This is a genomic window from Sphingomonas sp. (genome assembly GCF_964263785.1).
Classification (GTDB): Bacteria; Pseudomonadota; Alphaproteobacteria; order Sphingomonadales; family Sphingomonadaceae; genus Sphingomonas.
On sequence record NZ_CAXVWL010000027.1, the window covers coordinates 1 to 20,950 of the forward strand.

Here is a 20,950-nt window from a genome sequence, read left to right on the forward strand (position 1 = left end):
TCGGGCGGCGAGAAGCGCCGGGTGGCGCTGTGCAAGCTGCTGCTCGAAAAGCCGCAGATCCTGCTGCTCGACGAACCGACCAACCACCTCGATGCCGAAAGCGTCGCGTGGCTGGAGAATTACCTTGTCGAATATCCGGGCAACGTCATCCTCGTCACCCACGACCGCTACTTCCTCGACAACGTCGTCAACTGGGTGCTCGAGCTCGATCGCGGGCGTTATTACACCTACGAGAGCAACTACACCGGCTATCTGGAGAAAAAGTCCAAGCGCCTCGAGCAGGAGGAGCGCGAGGAGCAGGGCAAGCAGCGCGCGATCGCCGACGAACTCGCCTGGATGCGCCAGACACCCAAGGCACGCCAGACCAAGTCCAAGGCGCGCATCCGCGCGTTCGACGAGCTGATGGAAAAGCAGGAGTCACGCGTCGCGGGCAAGGCCGCGATCCTGATCCAGCTGCCCGAACGGCTCGGCGGCAAGGTGATCGAGGCCAAGGGGTTGACCAAGGCCTACGGCAACAAATTGCTGTTCGACGGGCTCGACTTCACCCTGCCGCCGGGCGGCATCGTCGGCGTGATCGGGCCGAACGGCGCGGGCAAGTCGACCTTGTTCAAGCTCATTACCGGTCAGGAGCAGCCCGACACGGGGACGATCGAGGTCGGATCGACCGTCAAGCTCGGCTATGTCGACCAGTCGCGCGACGACCTCGATCCCAACAAGAACGTCTGGCAGGAAATCTCCGACGAGCTGGAGATCTTCCGCTTCGGCAAGCAGGAAATGGGGACGCGGGCCTATGTCGGCGCGTTCAACTTTCGCGGACCCGACCAGCAGAAGAAGGTCGGCCAGCTTTCGGGCGGCGAACGCAACCGCGTCCACATGGCCAAGATGCTGAAGGAGGGCGGCAACGTCCTGCTGCTCGACGAGCCGACCAACGACCTCGACGTGGAGACGCTGCGCGCACTGGAGGAGGCGCTGGAGACTTTTGCGGGCTGCGCGGTGGTGATCAGCCACGACCGCTTCTTCCTCGATCGGCTGTGCACCCACATCCTGGCGTTCGAGGGCGACAGCCATGTCGAGTGGTTCGAGGGGAATTACGAGAGCTACGAGGAAGACAAGCGACGGCGCATGGGCGATGCCGCGGACCGGCCTACGCGGTTGGCGTATAAGAAGCTGACGCGGTGAGCTATCTCGGGGGAAGCGCACCTACCATCACGCGCTCTCCCCGAATAGTCGAGAAGCCGGGCGTGTAAACGGGGTTCAGCCCCGAGCATCGGAGTATGCGATCGGGGAACAACTGGATCGCGTCAGCGCAGGTGATCTGGACATCGAACGTTCGACCGCTTCCAACCGGGCAAGCGCCTCCATCTGACGTAATGGTTCCGCCTCTCACCATATCAACGGCCCGCGTTTCTGCATCACCGTAGGTTCTGCGCATGCGCAAACGATCCTTTTGCGTTTAGAGCCCATCGAAAAGGCGGGCCTGCGTGTCAGTGCAGATACGATAGACGTTTGCTGCGGTCATGGCATCGTTCAACGTCACAAGGGCAGCGACCTCCTTCAGCGTCTCCCGGAATGGAGGATCCTCGTTGGCAACCATCCGCCTTATTCCCGAAACGAAGGTGTTATCCGGGCGCATCTTCCGTACCTGATCGATCGAGTAGTTCGTCTTACCCGCGCTCAATTCCGTTACCTGCTCCTGCAAGGCATCGCGCTCTTCCGCAAGCTTCAACCGCGTGCGCTTGAGCGCGTTAACCTCCTCCTGCTTCGCGTCCAGGGCAGGTCGATACTGAGCGTCCGTTTCATACAAAGCAGTTTCCAAACGGATTCGGTCGCCGAGCAACCATGTCGCACCAAGAAGGATAGCTGCGGACCCAGTCAGCTGTAGTACGCCCATTCGAAACTGGGCCTCTCCGGAACCGCCGAGAAAGCGATATATCAGAGCTGCGACCGATACCGCGGCAAAGAATGCGATCAAGCTGGATGGGAAGTGTTTGCCCCAAGATTGGTTGGCAATTTCCATAAGCAAGGACGTTGAGAAGCCCAGCAGAAGCGCCAAGCAGATGACCATATCTTCAATCGACAGCTTCACGTTTCACCCCCGCAGATTGTCGCGTGCACGACGTTGCCGGAAAGGCTTGACGGAACGAACCTTAAAAGCATCCAAAATGGACGTATTATATCAGAAGTGATCGAGCAGCTTGCGGGGCAAGTCGAAGCTTCATAGAGGCGATTCTTTGCAAACTTTTTAGCATATCGCTTCTCTTGCAACGTCAGCCGGCTGCATCACCGCAGCCGTCGCACAAACAGCCGCCCGTCCTCACGCCGTTCGGTCTGGAAGTTCGGCACCGCCTGGATCAGGTCCGACAACCGCCGGAAGCCGTAGTTGCGCGCGTCGAAGCTCGATCGGTTGCCCGCGAGCTGGCCCATCGCCGAGATGCTGACGTAGCCGCGCTCGTCGCGCTTGCCCGCGTCATAGGCGTCGATCAGCAGCTTGAGCAGGTCCTCGTCGACCGCCTGCTTGGGCTTGTCGCCATTGATCGGCGGCGGGAGGGTCAGGGGGTCGGCTGCCGGTGTGGGCGACGCCTTTTCCGTCGTCTTCGGCTTGCCCGCAGCCTTGGCCGAAGCCGCGACCGGCTTTGACGCCGGATCGAGAGCGGGTGCTGGCACCGGCATAGGCTGGGGTGCCGTCGCACGCGCCAGCGCGTCGACGTCGATGAAGCGGGTGCACGCCTGCTTGAACGCCTCCGGAGTCTTGGCGCTGCCGAAGCCGTACACCGGCAGCCCGTCCTGCCGGATTCGCATCGCCAGCGGCATGAAGTCGCTGTCCGACGACATGATCCCGAACGCGCCGACACGCCCGCGGAACAGCAGGTCCATCGCGTCGATCGTCATTTTCATGTCGGTGGCGTTCTTGCCTTTGGTCAGGTCGAACTGCTGCTGCGGCTCGATGCCGTGCTTGACCGTCATCTCCTGCCAGCCCTTCAGCGCGGGCTTGGTCCAGTTGCCATAGACGCGGCGGACGTTGACGGTGCCGAGCTCGGCGAGGACGGTCAACACCGGGTCGATGGTGTGCCACGAGGCGTTGTCGGCGTCGATGAGCAGCGCGACGTTGAGGTTGGGATCTTCCATCGCGCCAACGTCGCCGGTTTGGCCTTCAAAAGCAACGCGGCTTCCTTACCCTCACCCTATCGGCGCTGCGCGCCTCTTCCCTCTCCCGGCGGGAGAGAGTTCCAGGTCGGTCATGCCCCCAGCATGACCTGAACGATGCGGTGCATTGTTCACCTGGAACTGGAGCGGCGAAGCCGCGGAAGGGTGAGGGTGACGACCTTATGCCCGCCCGCGCCGATCGCTGTCGTACGCCTGATCGTTGGCGATATCGTCCGCCTTCTCGGGCCGGGTCGTGCCGCCCGGATCGTCGACCGCCTGGCTCAGATCGTCTTGCGATCCGATGTCGGTTTGCAGGTTGCCGCCGCTGCTGCTCGCGGACCCGCCGGTGCCGCCGTTTGCGACCGCGTCTTCGATCATCGCGCTGTCGTCGTGATCGCGCGCGGAGGTTGTGCGGGGGTTTTCGGCCATTGGGTATCTCCTTCGACGCGCAAAACGGGTGAGGTCCCCGCGGCGTTCCTCACGCGGCCGGATAGGCTATCCCGATCACCTCATATTCGCGCGTGCCGACCGGCAGCTCGACCCGCCGCAGATCGCCCACAGCCGCCCCCCTCAGCGCGCGCGCAATCGGCGCGTTCCAGCCGACCCGGCCCGCGCCCGCATCCGCTTCGTCGTCGCCGACCAACGTCAGCACCCGCTGGGAATCGTCCTCGTCCGCGATGGTGACGGTCGCGCCGAACCATGCGCGCGTGCGGTCGCCGGGCGTGAACGGGTCGACCACCTTGGCCGCCTTCATCCGTTTCGACAGCCAGCCGAGCCGCCGATCGATCTCGCGCAGCCGCTTGCGCCCGTAGATGTAATCGCCGTTTTCGGAACGATCGCCGTTGCCCGCGGCCCAGGCGATCGTCTCGACCAACGCGGGGCGCTCGCTTGCGAACAGCTTCTCGTATTCCGCGCGCAGCGCCGCATAGCCCGCGGCCGTGATATAGTTCGGGCGGTCCACCGCTCAGCCCGGCCGCGACTTGCCCAGATACCAGCTGAGCCGCGCCGTGCCGGTGCTCTTCGCGCGCGCCGGGTTCATCAGGTCGTAGACGACCGCATTCTCCAGCACCCGTTGAACGTAGTTGCGCGTCTCCGAAAACGGGATCGCCTCGATCCAGTCGACCATGTCGACCGCGCCGGTGCGGGGATCGCCGTTCGCCGCGAGCCACTTGTTCACGTTGCCGCCGCCCGCATTGTAGCCCGCGATCGCCAGCGGATAGCTGCCGAAGCGATCGTACACCCGGTTGAAATAACTGGAGCCGAGCATGATCGACAGGTTCGGATCGGTGGTCAGCGCCGATACGTCGTACGCGAGCCCCATCTTGCCCGATTGCTCGCGCGCCGTGGCGGGCATCAGCTGCAGCAAGCCGCGGGCGCCCGCGCTACTGATCGCGGCGCGGTCGAACTGGCTCTCCTGCCGCGCGATCGCGTGGATCAGCGTCCAATTGCCCTCGTAGCCCGCAGGGACCGGCACGGTGGGAAAGCCGGTCGCGGAATAGTCGCTAAGCCCGTTCTGCATGGCGCTGCGCCCGATCATCACCGCCAGGTCGGGACGTCCAATCTCGCGTGAGAGTTGTCCGGCAAGGAGGTGGTCGGTGTCGGTCTTCGCGTCCGCCGCGATCTGGCGGACGAAGGCTGTCTGGTCCTGTCGCTGGCCGATGTTGCCGAGAAAGCGTGCCGCGCGAACGATCTCGCGCCGGTCGAAAGCGGTGCGGATCTCGGGCGCGATCAACGGCGGCACCAGCGAGGGGGGTGCCACCAGGGGACGCCCGGTCCGCTCGGCGGCGAGCTGGCCGTAGAATTGATCGCGATACCCCGCCGCGCGCGCGAAGAATGCTGCCGCCTCAGCTTGCATTCCCGCCGCCTCAGCCGCGCGCCCCGCCCAGTAGAAGCCCTTGGCACGCGTCTGCGGCGCCATGCTGCCGCGCCCATAACGGTCGAACAGCGTCATCGCGTCCGCGGGCCGCCCGATCCGCTTGAGCGCGGTTTGCCCCGCAAGCCATGCCAGGCTCGTGTAATCGTCGCGCTCACCATACGGCTTGATCGATACGTCGGTGCCCACCGGATAGGCGTCGTCGACCTGCCGCGCGATGTCGTAGGCGGTCTGCCACTGCCCGTCCGCCGCCGCGCCGCGCGCATTGGCGAGCAGCACCTCGTACCATTTCTCGACGTTGCCGGGACGGAAGGTGAGCGTGCGGGGCCGTGCCAGCCACGTCCGCGCGGTCGGCCCCGCACCGTTGTTGCGGAGCCACGTCGCGCGATCGGCAATAAAGCCGGGGTCGTTGGCGTAGCTCGTCGCGCCGAGCGTCGCGAGCTCGGTTGCCTCGGGCGCGTTCGTCCGCAGCGCCAGGCGCGCGGCGAAGACGTCGCGCAATGCGGGCGAGACGTACCCGATCTGACGCATGGCGGCGCTCGTCTGTCCGCTCCACAGCAGCATGTCCATCCGCGCATCGTGATCGGCAGAACCGATCGCGCCGGGAAGCGACAGGACGAACAGCTCGTCCGCGGGTGCCAGCGCCCCCATCCGCCACGCCCGGCGCGCCGCGGCATTCGCCTCCGCGGACAAGCCCGTCGCCTGGAGCGCGCGTGCCTGGTTGACCGCACCGGTCGCCGATTGCGGCGGAAAGCGCCGGAAATAGGCGGCCACCCGCACCGGATCGCCGGCCGCCGCTGCCTTCTCCGCCGCGCGCCGGTTCGCGGTCTCCCCGGGCCATCCGGGATGCGCCATCAGGAAGGCGGCGTAGCTGTCGAACGGCAGCGCGTCGGTCTGGCGCACCGAGGTCCACTGCGCGATGGCCGAGGCGATCGCCGCATCGGCCGGAGGCGGCGAGGTCGCCTGCGCCGCAATGTTCGGCGTCGTGTTCGCCAGGCGGGTCGTATAGCGGTCGATGCCGTCCTGACCGCCCGCCGAAATCGACACCCCCGCAGCCGCCACGATCGCCAGGGTCTTGATGAGTGCAGCCGCCATGGTGGACAGGATAGGCTCCGCGCTTTTATCTGTCCTGAACAAAATGCGCGGGTGTCGCGCCGCGAAAGGCGAATGTCCCATGTTTTCAGGATCGATCCCCGCGCTGGTCACGCCGTTCGCGTACATGGGAGACCATCGCGGCGGCGCCTTCGACGAAGACGCGTTTCGCGCGCTGGTCGATTGGCAGATCGGCGAAGGCTCCACCGGGCTCGTCGCGTGCGGCACCACCGGGGAGGCCGCGACGATGCCCAAGGAGGAGCATTTCCGCGTCGTCCGGGTGTGCGTCGATCAGGCGAAGGGCCGGGTGCCGGTGATCGCGGGCGCAGGGTCGAACGACACGAGCGTGGCGACGGAAAACCTGCGCGCCGCCGCCGACGCGGGCGCCGATGCTGCGCTGATGGTGCCGCCCTATTACAACCGCCCGAGCCAGGAAGGCATCTATCGCCATTTCGCCATGCTCGCCGAAGCGGCGCCGCTGCCGATCGTCCTCTACAACGTGCCCGGCCGGACCGTAACCGACATCCAGCCTACCACGCTGATCCGCATCGTCACCGCCTTCCCGGACGTGTTCGTCGCGGTGAAGGATGCCAGCGGCGTCCTGCCCCGTGTGTCGCAGCATCGCGCCGGTATCGGTCCCGACTTCAGCCAGTTGTCGGGCAACGACGACCTCGCGCTCGCCTTCAACGCGATGGGGGGCACGGGGTGCATATCGGTCACCGCCAACGTCGCCCCGCGGCTGTGCGCCGAATTCCAAGCGGCGTGTGCAGCCGGGGAGGGAGCCCGTGCGTTGGCGCTTCATGACCAGCTCTTCCCCCTCCACGATGCGATGTTCGCCGACGCCTCGCCCGGCCCGGTCAAATACGCCATGGCGCGCGTCCGTCCCGGCTTTCCCGAAGGGCTCCGCATGCCGATGACCTGGCCTTCGCAAGCCGCGCGCGCCGCGGTCGATTCCGCCCTCGCGCACGCAGGCTTGGCATGAGCTTCCCCCGAACCTCGGCCGACCTCGACCGCGTCCGCGACGAATGCCGCGCGATGGTCACCAAGCGTGCGCTCGTCTCGGCGGGCACCGCGGTGGTGCCCATTCCCGGTATCGACCTGGTCGCCGACGTCGGCATCCTCACCAACCTGCTCCCCGACATCAGCCGCCGCTTCGGCCTCGATCACGAGACGGTCGAGAAGATGGACCCGCGGATGGGCGAACAGGTCCTCGTCGTCGCCACCAGTCTCGGCAATTCGGCGATCGGCCGCGCGGTGACGAAACGCATCGTCGTCGCCATCCTCCGCCGTGTCGGCGTCCGCCTGGTCGGCGCGCAGGCGGCCAAGTTCGTGCCGATCCTGGGGCAGGCGGTCGCCGCGTCGATCAGCTTCGGCGCGATGAAGCTGGCAGGCGACCGCCACATCGACGATTGCTACGAGACGGCGCGGCGCACTCTTCTGGCCGGGGATCGGACCGCATCGCCGGCCGATCACATTGGCGGCATACTAGGCTGAACGGAGTCGAACCGTACCAATTGTGCGGTGTTTGGACCTCGCGCGCCGATGACCTCGAGAGTGACGGTAACCGCACGCAACGGCTCGCCGGGCCGGGCAGCCTCGAAGACCAAGTCGCGCGCATGGCTCTCTACGGCAGCGTCGATTGCTCGGTTTCCGCTGCTGAGCAAAACCGTCGCGGATGTCACCGCACCGTTAGGTTCGACGCGTACGCAGACCAGCGGCGCACGTGACATCGCGCGTCGTTCGGGAAAGCGCGCCGATCCTAGCAGTGTCGGAACACGTTCGCTCACAAAGCTGCGGCACTTCGTGTTTTTTACTTGTAAGACGTAATCGTGCTCGAAGAGGGTAGGCGTCAATCCGAACGCAGGACCGGAATCCTGCGCTTCGAATATCTGCATGGAAGCGTTTCCGCCCGAGCCGGGCTCCCAGATCGGTCCGCCAAATAGTGCCGCGAGCATCCAGAAAACGCTAGCGAAATGCACGGTGACGCTGCCCAGCACGCCGCTGATCGAGGATCGCCAATCCGCTGCCATCTAGCAATACTGCGCGCGCCATCCGACAGCGTCAACCGACGGCCAACGCGAATGCCACGGCGCTTGCGGCTTCCCCTGCACGCCGCCAGCCCCTACATCGCGCCCCACATGGCACGCCCCAAACCCATCGCCTTCGACAAGAAGAAGATCGTCGCCGAGAACCGCCGTGCGCGGTTCGAGTATAGTATCGACACCGTGTACGAGGCGGGGATCGCGCTGACCGGGACCGAGGTGAAGTCGCTCCGCTCGGGCACCGGCTCGATCGCGGAGAGCTATGCCGAGGTGCGCGACAGCCAGGTGTGGCTGGTGAACAGCAACGTGCCCGAGTTCAGCCACGGCAACCGCTTCAATCACGAGCCCAAGCGCCCGCGCAAGCTCCTCCTCCACGAACGCGAGATCAACAAGCTGCACGGTGCGGTCGCGCGCGAGGGGATGACGCTCGTGCCCTTGTCGGTCTATTTCAACACGCAGGGACGCGCCAAGGTCGAGCTGGCGCTCGCCAAGGGCCGCAAGGACTACGACAAGCGCGAGGCGATTAAGGAGCGCGAGTGGAAGCGTGAATCCGCGCGCGTGATGCGCGACCGCGGCTGATGGCATCCGCCGCGCCGAACGCTTGGCGGCGCAGCGTCGCATGGTGCCGCCGCAACATGCCCACGCGCGAATCGATGGAGAGCAACCGCGCGCTCCGCCCGGTCGCGCACCGCGTCCTCGCGCCCGAGCTGTGGCGCTTCACCCGCCGCTCGGTGCCGCGCGGCGTCGCGCTGGGGATGATCGCGGGCATCCTGGTGCCGTTCGGGCAGGTCGCGGTCGCCGCGGTCGCGGCGCTGCCGTTCCGCGCGAACATCCCTGTCGCCGCGCTGACGACCTTTCTTACCAACCCGTTCACGACGCCGCCGCTGTGGGTGCTGGCCTATTGGATCGGCCGCTGGGTGCTTCGCCTCGATGTCCACGTCGCAGGCGCGCCGGTGCAGCAGGCCGCGACCGGCTGGCTGCAATGGTTCATGGAAGCGGGCCCCGCGACCGCGACCGGGCTGCTGGTGCTGAGCATCGTCTTCGCCGTTCTCGGCTACGCCTTGGCGGCGCTCGGCTGGAGAGTCTGGATCGCGCGGAAATGGCGTAACCGTCGCAATCGAAACCACCTTTGACCGGGCGTCGTAGTTAGGTACAACACAGCGCATCGACTCCAAGAAGGATACCCGATGCGCAAGACCGTTATCGCCGCCATGTTGCTCGGCGGCGTCGCCTCCACTGCGATTTACGCCCAGACGTCCCCGACCGCTCCCGTGACCGCCACCGCCGGCAAGCCGCAGCTCGGCACCTTCGGGGTCGAGACCGCCAACATGGACAAGTCGGTCGCGCCCGGCGACGATTTCTACATGTTCGTCAACGGCAGGTGGCAGGCCAAGACCGAGATTCCCGCCGACAAGGCAAGCTGGGGCGGTTTCGGCATCCTGCGCGACCTGTCGGACACGCGCACCCGTGCGGTAATCGAGGACGCGTCGAAGGGTCCCAACGCGCCCGGCAGCGTCGGTGAAAAGATCGGCACCACCTACGCAAGCTTCATGGACGCCGCGAAGATCGAGGCCGCGGGCGCGACACCGCTCAAGCCCTATCTCGACAGAATCGCGGCGGTGAAGACGCAAAAGGATCTTGCGACCGCGTTCGGCGAGGCGACTCGCCACGGCATCGACATGCCGATCGGCCTGGGCGTGCAGCAGGACCTCAAGGACAACACCGTTTACGCGGTCTACGCGGGGCAGGGCGGCCTCGGCCTGCCCGATCGCGACTATTATCTCGTCGACAATCCCAAATTCGCCGAGGCGCGCACCAAGTACGTGACCCATGTCGCGACGATGCTGCAACTCGCGGGCTATCCCGATCCGCAAGGCGCGGCGCAGCGCATCTTCGATCTGGAGAAACAGATCGCACAGGTCCACTGGACCCGCGCCGAGCAGCGCCAGGTCGAAAAGGCGTACAACCCGGTCGCCACGACCGCGCTGGCCACCCAGATGCCCGGCTTCGACTGGAACGCGATGCTCGCCGCGCAGGGGCTGTCCGCCGCGGACCGCGTGATCGTCACCCAGCCGTCGGCGCTGGCGGGCACCGCCAAGATCGCTGCGGCGACGCCGCTCTCGACGTGGCGCGAATATCTGGCGTACCACACGATCTCCAACGCCGCGCCGATGCTGTCGAGCCCGTTCGTCAACGAGAACTTCGCCTTCTACGGCACCACGCTGTCGGGCACCCCGCAGCTGAAAGAGCGGTGGAAGCGCGGCGTCGATCTGGTCAACGGGTCGATGGGAGAGGCCGTCGGCCAGATCTACGTCGATCGCTATTTTCCGCCCGAGTCGAAGGCGAAGATGGACGCGCTGGTCAAGAATTTGATCGCCGCGATGGACATCCGCTTGTCCAAGCTGACGTGGATGGCGCCCGAAACCAAGGTCAAGGCCCGCGCCAAGCTGGCGGCGTTCACCCCCAAGATCGGCTATCCCGACAAATTCCGCGACTATAGCGCGTTGCAGGTGAAGCCCGGCGACGTACTGGGCAATGCCGATCGCGTGGCGGAGTTCGAATACAATCGCCAGCTCGCCAAGATCGGCAAGCCGGTCGATCGCAGCGAATGGTTCATGACTCCGCAGACGGTCAACGCTTATGCCAACCCGGTGATGAACGAGGTCGTCTTCCCGGCCGCGATCCTGCAGCCGCCGTTCTTCGATCCCAACGCCGATCCGGCGGTGAACTACGGCGCGATCGGCGCGGTGATCGGGCACGAGTTGAGCCACCATTTCGACGACCAGGGCCGCAAGTTCGACCCGAAGGGCAATTTCGCCGAATGGTGGACCCCGCAGGACGTCGCCCGCTTCAAGGTCTACACGGACAAGGTCGTCGCCCAATATGGCGCATACGAGCCGATCCCCGGCGCCCACGTCAACGGCGAACTGACGCTGGGCGAGAACATGGCCGATCTGGCGGGCATCAACGTCGCCTATGACGCCTACAAAATCTCGCTGAACGGCAAGAAGGCGCCCGTCATCGGCGGCTACACCGGCGACCAGCGGTTCTTCCTGGGCTTCGGCCAGGTCTGGCAGACCAAGGCGCGCGAGGCGGCGATCCGCCAGCAGCTCACCACCGATCCGCACACGCCGGGCAATTACCGTGCCTATGTCGTGCGCAATGTCGACGCGTGGTATCCGGCCTTCGCGGTGAAGCCGGGGCAGAAATATTATCTGGCCCCGGCGGACCGCATCAAGGTCTGGTGAATACCTGATCCTCCCCCGCGAAAGCGGGGGAGGTGGCAGCCGCAGGCTGACGGAGGGGGCAGGCGAGCTGCTAGCGGCGTAAACCCCCTCCACCACCGCACTGGCACGCGGCAGTCTCCCTCCCGGTCCCGGCGGAGGTTTGGAGAAAATACATGAAACGCATCCTCCTCATCGCCCTGCTCGCAACCTCGGCGGTGACCGGGCAGACCCGCTCCACCCCCACCTACGGCACCTACGGCTTCGACACCGCGGGCATGGACAAGACCGTCGCACCCGGCGACGATTTCTACGCCTACGCCGACGGCACCTGGGCGAAGACAACCGAGATTCCCGCCGACAAGGCGAGCTTCGGCGCGTTCGACACGCTCGCCGATCTCTCGCGCGACCGGACGCGTGGCATCCTGGAGGCCGCGCAGGACGACGCCTCGTCCAAGGTCGGCACCGCATATGCGAGCTACCTCGATCAGCCCGCGATCGAGGCGAAAGGCTTGGCGCCACTGAAGCCTTGGATGGACAAGATCAAGGCGACGGACAAGCCAGGCTATGCCGCGCTTGTCGCTGAGGCCGACCGCAACGGCGTCGGCGTGCCCTTCGGCACCGGGGTCGGACAGGACGCCAAGCAGCCCGAGGTGTACGCCGTCGGCCTGCGCCAGTCGGGCCTCGGCATGCCCGATCGCGACTATTACCTGTCCGCCGACCCCAAGCTCGCCGCGACCAAGGCCGCCTACCAGGCCCATATCGCCAGGATGTTCGCACTCGCGGGCGAAGCGGATGCCGAGGCGCGCGCCAAGGCGGTCGTCGACTTCGAGACCGCCATCGCCAATGTCAGCTGGACTCGCATCGACAGCCGCAACGCGTCCAAGACCTACAACAAGATGGCGGTAGCCGATCTCGCGCGCACCGCGCCCGGCTTCGATTTCGTCACCTATCTGAAGGGCATTGGCACGCCCGTCGACACCGTCATCGTCGGCCAGCCATCGGCGGTCACCGGCATCGCCAGGCTGATCGCCGACGTCCCGATCGGCGTTCTGCGCGACCAGCTTCTCATCCGCAGCCTGGACACGTTCGCCGACGTGCTGCCGGCCAAGTTCGACGGCGAGCAATTCGCCTTCTACGGCACCACGCTCGGCGGCACGCCGCAACAGGAGGAGCGATGGAAGCGCGCGGTCGGCTTCACCAGCGGCGCGCTGTCGGACGACGTCAGCAAGGCCTACGTCGCCAAGTATTTCCCGCCCGAGACCAAGGCCGCCGCCGACGCGCTCGTCAAGAACGTCCTTGCCGCCATGGGCGAGCGGATCGACAAGCTCGAATGGATGGCGCCCGACACCAAGGTGAAGGCGCACGCCAAGCTCGCCGCCTTCACCCCCAAGATCGGCTACCCCGATCGCTGGCGCGATTATTCCAACCTCCAAATCGTCAAGGGCGACGCGTTCGGCAACGAACTGCGCAGCCAGCAATGGCTCCACGACTACAATATCGCGCATCTTGGCAAGCCGCTCCAGCGGTGGGAGTGGGGGATGACCCCGATGACCGTCAACGCCTATGCCAATTTCGGCATGGTCGAGATCGTCTTTCCCGCCGCGATCCTGCAACCGCCATTCTTCGATCCGAAAGCCGATGCTGCGGTCAATTACGGCGGCATCGGCGCGGTGATCGGGCACGAATTGAGCCACCATTTCGACGATCAGGGTTCCAAATACGACGCGCACGGCCAGCTTACCGGCTGGTGGACCCCCGCCGATGTCGAGCGCTTTACCGCGCTGACCGGTAAATTGGGTGCACAATACGACGCCTACGAGCCGCTGCCCGGCCTGCATGTGAACGGGCAGCTGACGATGGGCGAGAACATCGCCGACCTTGCCGGGCTGACCGTCGCGCACGATGCCTATATCAAGTCGCTGGGTGGCAAGCGCGCGCCGGTGATCGGCGGGGTCACCGCGGACCAGCGCTTCTATCTCGGTTGGGCGCAGGTGTGGCGGCGCAATTACCGCGAGGCGAACCTGCGCAACCGTATTCTCACCGATCCGCACTCCCCCAACACGTACCGGGCCAACATCGTCCGCAACATGGACCCGTGGTATGCGGCCTATAAGCCGAGGGCTGGGCAGAAGCTGTACCTGGCGCCCGGTCAACGCGTGCGCATCTGGTAGGCGAGCAGCGTCGGGCGGTGAACCCGCTTGACCCGGTGCCATCCGGCGGTGGAAGACGGACCTCGATGGCATCGCTCCCGCTCCCGCACACCCTGACCCCGATCCGCTCCGCCGCATCGGTCGCCGGTGGTACGGCTCTGACGGCCGCGCTCCTCATATTCTTCGTCGCGGGCAACCTCGCCATTGCGGCCGGCTTCCTCGCCGCCGGGTTGATCCTCGGCGGCGGATTGATCGTGTGGCGGCTGCTCGCCACCCCCGGCGCGCCGAGCGCACCGCCGGTCGACTGGAGCATGGCCCGCGCGCTGGCCGAGGCGAGCGGCGATGCGGTCGCGGTCACCGATCGGGCCGGGCGGCTGGTTTGCGCCAACGACCGCTACCAGACGCTCTTCGACGGCCTGCCGACCCCGCCCGGGCTGCCGCTCGATGGCGACGGCACTACCGCACTCGGCAGCGCCGGGCGCGCGGCGTGGCGCGATGGCCTGGGCCAGGCGCGCGGGCTCGCCGCTCGCGGCACCGCGCTGTCGGCGGAGATCGTCCGCTCGGGGGACGACGGCGACATGCTGGTCTGGCGCTTCACCGTCGCCGCGGCGCACGATGCCGCCGCCAATGTCGCGCGAATGCTGGAGAGCGATACCGGCGACCGGCTGGGGCAGGGCGGCATCATGGCGGTACTGCTCTCCCCCGACGGCCGCATCCGCGCCGCCAACCGCGTGCTGCGCGTCCGCGCGCTGGGCCGCGACGACGGCGCGGACAGCCAGGCGCTCGCCGGTCGCGACTTTGCGCGTTTTCTCATCACCGACAGCCGCGGCCTGGTGCGCTTTGAACGCGAGGGGCTGGAGGGCACGCCGCTGCGCATCCTCCAAGTGCCGTTCGCCGCCGACGACGACGCCGGCGTGCTGGTCGCATTGGTCGACGACGAGGAGGATGCGCCCGCGATCGGCGCGTCGGCATCCGCCCACGTCCGCAGCCTCGTCAGCCTCATGCCCTTCGGCATGGCGCTGGTCGACCGCGACGGCCGCTTCCTGCAGATGAACGATGCCTTCATGCGGGCGGGGCAGGTCAACCCCGCGGCGCCGCCGCTCTATCCGGGCGATCTGGTGGTGCGCGAGGACAAGGGCGCGGTCGCCGACGCGATCCGCCGCTTCGCCACCGGCGCCACCCACAGCGCCGACATGGCGGTGCGGCTGAAGGACCATCCCGACGAGCCCGTCGCGCTGACCATCGCCGGCGCTCGGGGCCTGGGCGACGCCGCGGTGCTGCTGAGTCTCAAGGACAACAGCGAGGAGAGCCGCCTCAAGCGCGAGGTGGCGCAAGCGACCAAGATGCAGGCGGTGGGCCAGCTCGCAGGTGGCGTCGCCCACGATTTCAACAACATCCTGACCGCCATCATCGGCCACTGCGACCTGATGCTGATGCGCCATTCGCCCGGCGACAGCGACTATGACGACATCCAGCAGATCCGCACCAACTCGAACCGCGCCGCCGGGCTGACTCGCCAGCTCCTCGCCTTCTCGCGCCAGCAGACGCTCCGCCCGCAGGTGCTCCAGCTCCCTGACGTGGTGTCGGAGGTGTCGAACCTGCTGAAACGGCTGATGGGCGAGACCGTGAAGCTCGACGTCGCGCACGGCCGCGACCTGGGGCCGATCCGCGCCGATCCGGGGCAGCTCGAACAGGTCGTCGTCAACCTCGCGGTCAATGCGCGCGACGCGATGCTCAGCGCCAATCCGCGCGGTGGCGGCACGCTGACCATCCAGACCCGCAGCGTCCCCGCGCACGAGGTTCGGCGGATGGCGTCGGATATCCTGCCGGTCGCGGACTATACCGGGCTGTTCGTCACCGATACCGGCGGCGGCATCCCGCCCGACGTCCTGCCGAAAATTTTCGAGCCCTTCTTCACCACCAAAGAAGTCGGCAAGGGCACCGGGCTCGGCCTTTCCACCGTTTACGGCATCGTCAAGCAGTCGGGCGGCTACATCTTCGCCGAGTCGAAGCCGGGGGACGGCGCGGTCTTCTCGATCTTCTTTCCCGTCCACGCCGCCGCGGCCGCCGCACCGATCCGCACCGTGGCGGCGCGCTCGCAGCCCAAGCCCGCAGACGTCTGGGGCACCGGCACCATCCTGCTGGTCGAGGACGAGGACATGGTCCGCGCGGTCGCCGAACGCGCGCTGACCAGGCAAGGCTATCAGGTGCTGACCGCGGAGAACGGTGAAGTCGCGCTGGAGGTGCTCGCGCGCAGCGGGCGCCCCGACCTGCTCGTCTCCGACGTCGTCATGCCTACGATGGACGGCCCGACGATGGTCCGCTTGGCGCGCGAGAAATACCCCGATCTGCCGGTGCTGTTCATGTCGGGCTATGCCGAGGAACAGCTGCGTAAATCGATCGACATCGACGATGTCGCGTTCCTGCCCAAGCCCTTCTCGGTCCAGCAACTCGCCGAAGCCGCGCGCGACGCACTTGCGCGACATTAATGTCTACGGGACTGGAACGGATACGAAACTTCTTCTAACGTGGGGAGAATGGCTGCCCAAAATATCCTGATCGTCGAGGACGAACCCCTGATCGCGATGATGCTGGAGGACTTCCTCGAAGTCCTCGAACGCGGCATCGCCGGGGTGGCTGACACATGCGAGGCGGCGCTCAGCGCGATCGCAGGCGGCGGCGTCGATGCGGCGATCCTCGACGTCAACCTGCGCGGCGGCGAGAACAGCACTGCGGTGGCCGAGGCATTGGCGGCGCGCGGCGTGCCTTTCGTCTTCGCGACCGGCGGCGGCGACGAAGGCGTCGATGCACGCTTTCGCGACCGGCCCCGCCTGTCCAAACCGTTTACGATGGACGGCGTTGCCAAGGCGCTCGACGACCTTTAAACGATATTTCCTTGCGTGGGATGCGTGCTTGGCGACATAGCGCGTCGTCATGACCCACCAGTTCGACAAGTCCCGCCTGCCCAGCCGCCACGTGTCGGTGGGCCCGGAGCGCGCCCCGCACCGCAGCTATTATTATGCGATGGGTCTCACCGAGGAGGAGATCGCGCGCCCGTTCGTCGCGCTGGCGAGCGCGGGCAACAATTCGGCGCCGTGCAACACCACGCTTGACGCGCAAGCGGACGCTGCGCAGGCGGGGGTCGTCCAGGGCGGCGGGATGCCGCGGCGCTTCAACACCATCACCGTGACCGACGGCATCGCGATGGGGCACCAGGGGATGAAATCCTCGCTCGTCAGCCGGGAGGTGATCGCCGACTCGGTCGAGCTCTCGGTGCGCGGCCATTGCTACGACGCGCTGGTCGGCTTCGCGGGGTGCGACAAGTCGCTGCCGGGCATGATGATGGCCATGCTGCGGCTGAACGTGCCGTCGATCTTCGTTTACGGCGGGTCGATCCTGCCCGGCCGCTTCCAGGATCGCGACGTGACCGTCGTCGACGTGTTCGAGGCCGTCGGCAAATACGCCGCCGGCGCGTGCCCGCTGTCCCAAGTCCATGCGCTCGAGAAGGTCGCGTGCCCCGGCCACGGCGCCTGCGGCGGCCAGTTCACCGCCAACACCATGGCGTGCGTCGGCGAGGCGATCGGTTTGTCCCTGCCGAACAGCAACATGGTGCCCGCTCCGTACAGCACGCGCGAACAGATTGCGGTGGCGGCGGGGGCTCAGGTGATGGAGCTGGTGGCCAGGAACATCCGCCCGCGCGACATCTGCACCCGCGCCGCCTTCGTCAACGCCGCCCGCGTGGTCGCGGCGACCGGCGGCTCGACCAACGGCGCGCTGCACTTGCCCGCGATGGCGCATGAGGCGGGGATCGACTTCGACCTGTTCGATGTCGCCGAGGCGTTCAAGTCGACGCCCTATATCGCTGACCTCAAACCCGGCGGGCAATATGTTGCCAGGGACATGTACGAGGCGGGCGGCGTCTACATGCTGATGAAGACGATGCTGTCGGGCGGCTTTCTCGACGGCGACTGCCTGACCGTCACCGGCAAGACGCTGGGCGAGAACATCGACGAAGTGACGTGGAACCCCGACCAGAAGGTCATCTACGACGTGAAAGCCCCGATCAGCCCCACCGGCGGCGTCGTCGGCCTGCGCGGCACATTGGCTCCCGACGGTGCGATCGTGAAGGTCGCAGGGATGCACCGCCTGCAGTTCGAAGGCCCTGCGCGCGTGTTCGATTGCGAGGAGGATACCTTCGCCGCGGTCGAGGCGCGCTCGATCGCGGAGGGCGAGGTGATCGTGATCCGCTACGAAGGCCCGAAGGGCGGCCCCGGCATGCGCGAGATGCTCTCGACCACCGCCGCACTCTACGGCCTGGGGCTCGGCGAAAAGGTCGCGCTGGTCACCGACGGCCGCTTTTCGGGCGGAACCCGCGGCTTCTGCATCGGCCATGTCGGCCCCGAAGCCGCCGACGGAGGCCCGATCGCGCTGGTCGAGAACGGCGACACGATCCGCATCGACGCGGACGCGGGAACGATCGACCTGCTCGTCGCCGACGACATCATCGCCGCGCGCCGCGCCGCCTGGCAGCCACGGACCAACGATTACCAGTCGGGGGCGCTCTGGCGCTATGCCCGTAACGTCGGGCCGGCGTACAAGGGCGCCGTGACCCACCCCGGCGCGGCGTCCGAGCGCCATGTCTACGCGGATATCTAGCCGCATTCTGCTGGCGCCGCTGATCGTCCTGGCGGGGTGTGGCGAGGTCAGGACCGACCAGGCGACGCTTGCGCAAGCCGAGGCGCAGCAACGCGCCGAGGCCGAAGACGATGGTCGTATCCTTTGCGCGCAGGGTAGCGGCCCATTCGCGCGCACGTGCACGCTCGAACGCGAGCGCCGCATGGAAGGCTTGGCGCTTACGCTCCGTCGAGTCGACGGGAGTTTCCGGCGATTGCTCGTGACGCGCGACGGCCGCGGCGTGATCGCGGCGGACGGCGCCGAGCCTGCGCGTGTCCACATCGTCGACGCAAACCGCATCGACGTTGCGCTCGGCGACGACCGCTACCGCTTGCCCGCGACCGTCCGGGGTGCCAACGCCGCCCGATGATCCCGATCGACGGCCAGCCAATCCTCACCGCGCAGGCGATGCGCGACGCCGAAGCGGCTTGCGGCGCCACAACCGAGGCGCTGATGGCGCGGGCAGGAGCGGCGGTCGCCGAACAGGTCCGCCGTCTGGCGATGGGCGCCCAGGTGCTTGTCCTGTGCGGCCCCGGCAATAACGGCGGCGACGGCTATGTCGCCGCCGCGATCTTGCAGCGCGCCGGCGTCCCCGTCCGCGTTGCCGCAACCGGAGCGCCCGTAACCGAAGCAGCGATCGCCGCGCGCGCAGGCTGGGACGGCGCGGTCGAAACGCTGTCCGCCGCGCAGCCCGCACCCGTCCTGATCGACGCGCTGTTCGGCACCGGACTGTCGCGGCCGCTGGACGATGCAGTCGGCGCCGACCTCGCCCGGCTCCACGCCGAAGCGCGGCTCTCCATCGCCGTCGACCTGCCGAGCGGCGTCGCGACCGACGACGGCACCTGCCCGTCTGCCATACCCACGTTCGATCTCGCGCTGGCGCTCGGCGCGCTCAAGCCCGCGCACCTGCTCTACCCCGCCGCCGGTCACGCGCGTGCGGTGCGCATTCTCGACATCGGAGCGGCCGCGTTTAGCGACGTGGCGGTGCTTGATCGCCCGATCCTGCGGACTCCCGGCCCGGCGGATCACAAATTCACTCGCGGCATGGTCGCGGTCGTTGCCGGCCGCATGCCAGGAGCCGCCGCGCTCGCGGCCACCGCCGCCGCGCACAGCGGCGCAGGCTACGTCCTCCTGCTCGGCAGCGCTACGGATCGGCTGCCCCACGCGATCGTCCGCCGCCGCTACACCGCCGACGCGCTCGACGACCTGCGCATCGGCGCGCTACTGATCGGTCCCGGACTCGGCCGCGACGACGTTGCGCGCGAGAAGCTCGGCCACGCACTGGCATCGCCGCACCCCCTCGTCCTCGATGGCGACGCGCTCCACGCACTCGATCTCGAGTCGCTCGCATCGCGCGCCGCCCCCACCGTCCTCACCCCGCACGCGGGCGAGTTCGCCGCGCTGTTCGGCACGGTCGACGGCGGCAAGATCGCGCGCGCTCGCGACGCGGCGCGGCGTTCGGGCGCGACGATCGTCTACAAGGGCGCCGACACCGTCATCGCCCATCCCGACGGCCGCGTCCGGGTGGCGCATCGTCCCGCCACCTGGCTGTCGACCGCAGGGACCGGCGATACCCTCGCTGGCCTCGCTGCCGGGCTGCTCGCGGGCGGCCACGACCCGTTCGCCGCCGCCTGCGCCGCCGTCTGGCTCCACGCCGAGGCCGCGCGCCGCTGCGGCCCTGCATTCCTCGCCGACGATCTCGCCGCAGCCTTGCCGGGAGCGATCGCGCAATGTCTGTGATCGTCCGCGTCGCTGCCCGCGGGGAGGGGGTCGCCGAGGACGGCCGCCACGCCTCCTTCGCGGCGCCGGGCGACACGCTCGCCGCCGATGGCGCGGTCATCCCCGGCCCGCACCACCAGCCGCCGCCATGCCGTCATTTCCCGCGCTGCGGCGGCTGCCAGCTTCAGCACCTCGACGACGAAGCCTATGCCGGCTTCGTCGCGGATCGCGTCGCCGGCGCGCTCGCCGCGCACGACCTCACCGCACCGATCCGCAGCACCGCGCTGTCGCCGCCTCGCACCCGCCGCCGAGCGACCCTGCATGCGGAAAAGGGCGCGCGACTCGGCTTTACCGAGGAGAAGAGCCACGCCATCGTCGACATCGTCGAATGCCACATCCTCGCGCCCGCCCTGTTCGCGCTGGTGGCGCCGCTGCGCGCCCTGCTCCCGAAGCTCGGGCTCAAGCGTCGCGCCGACGTCCACCTGACGCTACTGGACCAGGGCGCCGACATCCTCGTCACCGGCCTCGCTGCCGAGGGCCTCGCCGCCGCCGAAGCGATCACCGCCTTCTGCGAGCGCTACGCGGTCGCGCGCTTCGCGATCGACGACGGCTTGGGTCCCGAAACCCGCTGGGAACCCGAGTCGGTCACGATCACCCTTGGCGGGCTGGCCGTTCCCTTTCCTCATGCCGCCTTTCTCCAGGCCACGCCCGAAGGCGAAGCCGCCCTCGTCGCCGCGGTGCGCGAGGCGACTGCGGGAGCGTCCACGGTCGCCGACCTGTTCGCCGGGCTCGGCACCTTCGCGCTCGCGCTTCCGGCACGCGTCTACGCCGCCGAAGGCGCGCGCGACGCCATCGCAGCCTTAAAAGCCGCCGCAAACCGGGCGGGCAAGCCGGTGTTCGCCGAACACCGCGACCTGTACCGTCGCCCGCTGACCGTCGCCGAGCTCAACCGCTTCGACGCGATCGTCGTCGATCCGCCGCGCGCCGGCGCGCGCGCCCCGATGCCCGCACTCGGCGCCGCCACGCCCA

19 protein-coding genes are annotated in these 20,950 nt (G+C 67.6%); 13 read left to right on the forward strand and 6 right to left on the reverse strand.

What is annotated here, in order from left to right:
* Positions 1 to 1,179, forward strand: a 1,179-nt coding sequence (gene ettA, locus ACE5C1_RS04355; protein ID WP_374942841.1) for an energy-dependent translational throttle protein EttA, incomplete at its 5' end; no start/stop codon positions are given.
* A gap of 274 nt (positions 1,180 to 1,453) precedes the next feature.
* Here ettA and ACE5C1_RS04360 read toward each other — a convergent pair.
* The 5 genes from ACE5C1_RS04360 to ACE5C1_RS04380 form a co-directional block, all read right to left on the reverse strand.
* Entirely contained in the window at positions 1,454 to 2,086 is a 633-nt protein-coding gene (locus ACE5C1_RS04360; protein WP_374942842.1) for a hypothetical protein, read from the reverse strand.
* A gap of 194 nt (positions 2,087 to 2,280) precedes the next feature.
* Entirely contained in the window at positions 2,281 to 3,126 is an 846-nt protein-coding gene (locus ACE5C1_RS04365) for an NYN domain-containing protein (RefSeq protein WP_374942843.1), read from the reverse strand.
* A gap of 198 nt (positions 3,127 to 3,324) precedes the next feature.
* Positions 3,325 to 3,573 (reverse strand): hypothetical protein, encoded by a 249-nt coding sequence (locus ACE5C1_RS04370; RefSeq protein WP_374942844.1) that lies wholly within the window; start codon positions 3,571 to 3,573, stop codon positions 3,325 to 3,327.
* Between the two features lie 49 nt (positions 3,574 to 3,622).
* Positions 3,623 to 4,105, reverse strand: a complete 483-nt coding sequence (locus ACE5C1_RS04375) for a GreA/GreB family elongation factor (protein ID WP_374942845.1) — start codon at positions 4,103 to 4,105, stop codon at positions 3,623 to 3,625.
* A gap of 3 nt (positions 4,106 to 4,108) precedes the next feature.
* The gene (locus ACE5C1_RS04380) at positions 4,109 to 6,112 is read right to left on the reverse strand and encodes a lytic transglycosylase domain-containing protein (RefSeq protein ID WP_374942846.1); all 2,004 of its coding nucleotides are present in this window, start codon (positions 6,110 to 6,112) and stop codon (positions 4,109 to 4,111) included.
* Positions 6,113 to 6,191: 79 nt separating this feature from the next.
* Between ACE5C1_RS04380 and dapA the strand changes: the two genes are divergently transcribed.
* Both dapA and ACE5C1_RS04390 read left to right on the forward strand, forming a co-directional pair.
* On the forward strand, positions 6,192 to 7,091 hold the full coding sequence (dapA, locus tag ACE5C1_RS04385; RefSeq protein WP_374942847.1) for a 4-hydroxy-tetrahydrodipicolinate synthase: 900 nt from the start codon (positions 6,192 to 6,194) through the stop codon (positions 7,089 to 7,091).
* Positions 7,088 to 7,603 carry a hypothetical protein gene (locus ACE5C1_RS04390; protein WP_374942848.1) on the forward strand — a complete coding sequence of 172 codons (516 nt, stop codon included), beginning with the start codon at positions 7,088 to 7,090 and terminating at the stop codon, positions 7,601 to 7,603. The genes dapA and ACE5C1_RS04390 overlap by 4 nt, the downstream gene beginning before the upstream one ends.
* Here the strand turns inward: ACE5C1_RS04390 and ACE5C1_RS04395 are convergent.
* Positions 7,579 to 8,139 (reverse strand): energy transducer TonB, encoded by a 561-nt coding sequence (locus ACE5C1_RS04395; RefSeq protein ID WP_374942849.1) that lies wholly within the window; start codon positions 8,137 to 8,139, stop codon positions 7,579 to 7,581. The genes ACE5C1_RS04390 and ACE5C1_RS04395 overlap by 25 nt on opposite strands.
* Positions 8,140 to 8,247: 108 nt before the next feature.
* Here ACE5C1_RS04395 and smpB point away from each other — a divergent pair, with 108 nt between their 5' ends.
* The 10 genes from smpB to ACE5C1_RS04445 form a co-directional block, all read left to right on the forward strand.
* Complete coding sequence (gene smpB / locus ACE5C1_RS04400; RefSeq protein ID WP_374942850.1) at positions 8,248 to 8,730, forward strand: SsrA-binding protein SmpB; 483 nt, start codon at positions 8,248 to 8,250, stop codon at positions 8,728 to 8,730.
* A gap of 56 nt (positions 8,731 to 8,786) precedes the next feature.
* Complete coding sequence (locus ACE5C1_RS04405) at positions 8,787 to 9,284, forward strand: DUF2062 domain-containing protein (RefSeq protein ID WP_374942851.1); 498 nt, start codon at positions 8,787 to 8,789, stop codon at positions 9,282 to 9,284.
* Between the two features lie 54 nt (positions 9,285 to 9,338).
* Positions 9,339 to 11,399 (forward strand): M13 family metallopeptidase, encoded by a 2,061-nt coding sequence (locus tag ACE5C1_RS04410; protein WP_374942852.1) that lies wholly within the window; start codon positions 9,339 to 9,341, stop codon positions 11,397 to 11,399.
* Between the two features lie 152 nt (positions 11,400 to 11,551).
* A complete protein-coding gene (locus tag ACE5C1_RS04415) occupies positions 11,552 to 13,549 on the forward strand; it encodes a M13 family metallopeptidase (RefSeq protein WP_374942853.1) in 1,998 nt (665 codons plus the stop codon).
* 65 nt (positions 13,550 to 13,614) lie between these two features.
* Positions 13,615 to 16,017 carry a response regulator gene (locus tag ACE5C1_RS04420; protein WP_374942854.1) on the forward strand — a complete coding sequence of 801 codons (2,403 nt, stop codon included), beginning with the start codon at positions 13,615 to 13,617 and terminating at the stop codon, positions 16,015 to 16,017.
* Between the two features lie 48 nt (positions 16,018 to 16,065).
* Positions 16,066 to 16,413 carry a response regulator gene (locus ACE5C1_RS04425; RefSeq protein ID WP_374942855.1) on the forward strand — a complete coding sequence of 116 codons (348 nt, stop codon included), beginning with the start codon at positions 16,066 to 16,068 and terminating at the stop codon, positions 16,411 to 16,413.
* A 49-nt stretch (positions 16,414 to 16,462) separates the two neighbouring features.
* Positions 16,463 to 18,184 carry a dihydroxy-acid dehydratase gene (gene ilvD, locus ACE5C1_RS04430; RefSeq protein WP_374942856.1) on the forward strand — a complete coding sequence of 574 codons (1,722 nt, stop codon included), beginning with the start codon at positions 16,463 to 16,465 and terminating at the stop codon, positions 18,182 to 18,184.
* Positions 18,165 to 18,572, forward strand: coding sequence for a hypothetical protein (locus ACE5C1_RS04435; protein WP_374942857.1), 408 nt, complete (start codon positions 18,165 to 18,167; stop codon positions 18,570 to 18,572). Before ilvD ends, ACE5C1_RS04435 begins: the two co-directional genes overlap by 20 nt.
* Positions 18,569 to 19,942, forward strand: a complete 1,374-nt coding sequence (locus ACE5C1_RS04440) for an NAD(P)H-hydrate dehydratase (protein WP_374942858.1) — start codon at positions 18,569 to 18,571, stop codon at positions 19,940 to 19,942. The genes ACE5C1_RS04435 and ACE5C1_RS04440 overlap by 4 nt, the downstream gene beginning before the upstream one ends.
* On the forward strand, positions 19,933 to 20,950 hold a 1,018-nt coding region (locus tag ACE5C1_RS04445; RefSeq protein WP_374942859.1), incomplete at its 3' end, for a class I SAM-dependent RNA methyltransferase. The genes ACE5C1_RS04440 and ACE5C1_RS04445, both read left to right, overlap by 10 nt.

Excerpts from the sequence above, each read along its gene's own strand:
- ACE5C1_RS04365 (WP_374942843.1), bottom strand. The coding sequence starts at position 3,126 with ATGGAAGATCCCAACCTCAACGTCGCGCTGCTCATCGACGCCGACAAC.
- ACE5C1_RS04370 (WP_374942844.1), bottom strand. The coding sequence starts at position 3,573 with ATGGCCGAAAACCCCCGCACAACCTCCGCGCGCGATCACGACGACAGC.
- ACE5C1_RS04380 (WP_374942846.1), bottom strand. The coding sequence starts at position 6,112 with ATGGCGGCTGCACTCATCAAGACCCTGGCGATCGTGGCGGCTGCGGGG.
- dapA (WP_374942847.1), top strand. The coding sequence starts at position 6,192 with ATGTTTTCAGGATCGATCCCCGCGCTGGTCACGCCGTTCGCGTACATG.
- ACE5C1_RS04390 (WP_374942848.1), top strand. The coding sequence starts at position 7,088 with ATGAGCTTCCCCCGAACCTCGGCCGACCTCGACCGCGTCCGCGACGAA.
- ACE5C1_RS04395 (WP_374942849.1), bottom strand. The coding sequence starts at position 8,139 with ATGGCAGCGGATTGGCGATCCTCGATCAGCGGCGTGCTGGGCAGCGTC.
- smpB (WP_374942850.1), top strand. The coding sequence starts at position 8,248 with ATGGCACGCCCCAAACCCATCGCCTTCGACAAGAAGAAGATCGTCGCC.
- ACE5C1_RS04405 (WP_374942851.1), top strand. The coding sequence starts at position 8,787 with ATGCCCACGCGCGAATCGATGGAGAGCAACCGCGCGCTCCGCCCGGTC.
- ACE5C1_RS04410 (WP_374942852.1), top strand. The coding sequence starts at position 9,339 with ATGCGCAAGACCGTTATCGCCGCCATGTTGCTCGGCGGCGTCGCCTCC.
- ACE5C1_RS04415 (WP_374942853.1), top strand. The coding sequence starts at position 11,552 with ATGAAACGCATCCTCCTCATCGCCCTGCTCGCAACCTCGGCGGTGACC.
- ACE5C1_RS04420 (WP_374942854.1), top strand. The coding sequence starts at position 13,615 with ATGGCATCGCTCCCGCTCCCGCACACCCTGACCCCGATCCGCTCCGCC.
- ACE5C1_RS04425 (WP_374942855.1), top strand. The coding sequence starts at position 16,066 with ATGGCTGCCCAAAATATCCTGATCGTCGAGGACGAACCCCTGATCGCG.
- ilvD (WP_374942856.1), top strand. The coding sequence starts at position 16,463 with ATGACCCACCAGTTCGACAAGTCCCGCCTGCCCAGCCGCCACGTGTCG.
- ACE5C1_RS04435 (WP_374942857.1), top strand. The coding sequence starts at position 18,165 with ATGTCTACGCGGATATCTAGCCGCATTCTGCTGGCGCCGCTGATCGTC.
- ACE5C1_RS04440 (WP_374942858.1), top strand. The coding sequence starts at position 18,569 with ATGATCCCGATCGACGGCCAGCCAATCCTCACCGCGCAGGCGATGCGC.